The 2,366-nt window shown below is 40.9% G+C and carries 2 protein-coding genes; both read right to left on the bottom strand.

The window, feature by feature from the left end; all coding sequences use genetic code 11:
* Positions 1-94 precede the first annotated feature (94 nt).
* The gene (gene tnpC, locus BALCAV_RS20690) at positions 95-1,669 is read right to left on the bottom strand and encodes an IS66 family transposase (protein ID WP_003321595.1); all 1,575 of its coding nucleotides are present in this window, start codon (positions 1,667-1,669) and stop codon (positions 95-97) included.
* Positions 1,670-1,742: 73 nt separating this feature from the next.
* Positions 1,743-2,096, bottom strand: coding sequence for an IS66 family insertion sequence element accessory protein TnpB (gene tnpB / locus BALCAV_RS20685; protein WP_003321596.1), 354 nt, complete (start codon positions 2,094-2,096; stop codon positions 1,743-1,745).
* Between the last annotated feature and the right edge of the window lie 270 nt (positions 2,097-2,366).

Here is a 2,366-nt window from a genome sequence, read left to right as displayed (position 1 = left end):
AGTAAGCCCGAATTATAAAAATAAGCATATCTTTTCAATGCGCATGACAAATAGCCATCTATGACGATTTTTCAAATCAAATAGGCGGCTATTTTTATGGTTTGCTGCAAGTTGTCTGGATCATCTTTGACCAGGGTAAATACCGATCCAAAATTTCGGGATTCTGATGGATATCCAGATTCGGCAGATCTGTTAGTAACTTCTTTATATATTCATAGAAATCGATGCCATTACTCTTTGCTGTCTCTGCGAGACTTAAACAAATAGCGTTTGCCCTTGCGCCAGCCTCACTAACAGAATGAATCCAATTTTTTCTTCCTAGAACATTGGGACGGATGGCATTTTCAGCTGGGTTATTGTCGATTTCAATCCGACCATCACACAAAAATATTCGTAAGCCGTCTGCTCTTTTCAAGGTATACTCCGCTGCCTTCGCGAGTGCACTTTTGCCAAAGAAGGGTGATGTATCGACCCACTGGAAGAATTCATCGACAATCTTCTTTGAATATTTTTTCCGCATTTTCCGCCGTTTACTTGGAGATAAGTGTTTAAACTTCCGCTCTAACCGGTATAATTGATCGCAATAGTTTACGCCAATCCGGCCGTTTTTGCTATCCGCTTTTAACCAATAACGTCGAACATGAGCCCAACAATTGGCAAACGTAACATTCGGCAAGTTCCCATAAGCAGAATATCCATCACATACCATCGTCCCCTTGAATCCTTGCGTGAAAGTATCTAATACTGATCTTGCACGGGATAATGAGCTTTGGAATAGCGTAATGATGGGTCCTTGACTTGGCACCGTGCGATACACCCAATTATAGGCATTGGTCTGACCCGACTTTCCATCGGAACGGAGGATAATTTGGGCGTATGTTTCATCGACATGCAGAACGTTTTTTATCATCATCCATTCTTTCATTCGATCATAAACTGGTGACAGCCAATCTTCAGCTACGCGAATGACCCAGTTCGATAGATTCTTATCATTCGTATCCAAACCGTGACGAATCCATTCCTTCACCTGACGGTAAAGGGGTAGATATTGCACAAATTTATCATAGATCACTTTAGCCAGCACACTTGGGCCGGCAAGGCTCCGTTGGATAGCTAAATGAGGTGCTTTTCCTCGTTTCATTTGTGCGGGTTGGGAGACATCTCGTTTACATTCTCTGCATTCATATGCGTGCTCTACGTGTTGCACTTTCATCATACTGGCTGGAATGAATTTTGCCTCTTCACGGGCTACCTTACTTCCGATCTCCGCCATTTGATGTTGGCAACAATCACATAAAGTATTTTCAGGATGATGATGGATGACTTCTACTGCCACATCATCACGTAAGGAATCGTTCCTCTTTTTCTTCGATAGCTTTCGAACAACAGTATAGGAAATGGTCTGTTGGCTTTGTTCTTCTGTGTGCTCAGGGTCTGTAAAAGAAGAATCATCGTCATCAAACAAGGAGCCTTGCCCATCGGGCTGGTATTTTGATTTCTCCGTTTTGGAGCCGAATAACATCTTGGTTAAATGTTGCACCTGTTGTGTAAGTGATTCAATTTGCTTCGATAATTCTTGATTTTGCTGATTCGAATGGGCCAATTGCTCTTCTAGTACCTGAATCAATTTTTCCATTTGTTTTTCATTCTTAGAAGAAACATCTGACATCACATTCACCACTTTCCGTTCAACTTCGTTTTTATTAGTATAAAGGGTTCGAACAGTGAAATAAATATGAAAATCAAAATATTCCTTTAGAAGAAGAGCGAATAGCTTTTGGTTGTTGGATAGACAAACCTTCTAGTAGCCATCGAAGTTCTTGTTGTGACAAGTTCCGAACTTCTAGTTCATTCTTAGGCCATTGTAATTTTCCACTATCTAATCGTTTATACAGCATGGCGAAGCCATCTCCATCAAAATATAAACATTTATAACGATCCTTGCTTCTTCCAGCGAACAGAAAAATGGAATCGCTGTATGGATCCAGCTCAAATGAGTCTTGAATCAGCGTAGCAAGACCGTCCATGCCTTTACGCATATCCGTTTTTCCACAAACGATGTAGATATTTTTTACACTGGTATAATCCTGCTTCATAGATGTTTCAACTCCCTCAACACCGTTTGGATGATGCGTTCTTCCAGGCCGTTATAAAAGGAAATTTCAAAAGTACCTGTTTTGATTGTGCATAGACCGGAGGTATTCGAAGTAGCATATGAAGATCTATCTTTGCAAACAGGTTGGAGTGTAACGGGGATAATCGTTAATTTCTCTTGTGACATGAGAACAGCACCTCCTAAAATTGATACATTGATCGTACCAAGGAGATGCCGTGTTTGGATATGCGTTATTTGATTGGGGGCTTAC

It is taken from the genome of Alkalihalobacillus alcalophilus ATCC 27647 = CGMCC 1.3604 (genome assembly GCF_000292245.2).
GTDB lineage: Bacteria > Bacillota > Bacilli > Bacillales > Bacillaceae_D > Alkalihalobacillus > Alkalihalobacillus alcalophilus.
This window is presented reverse-complemented; position numbering and strand designations above follow the sequence as displayed.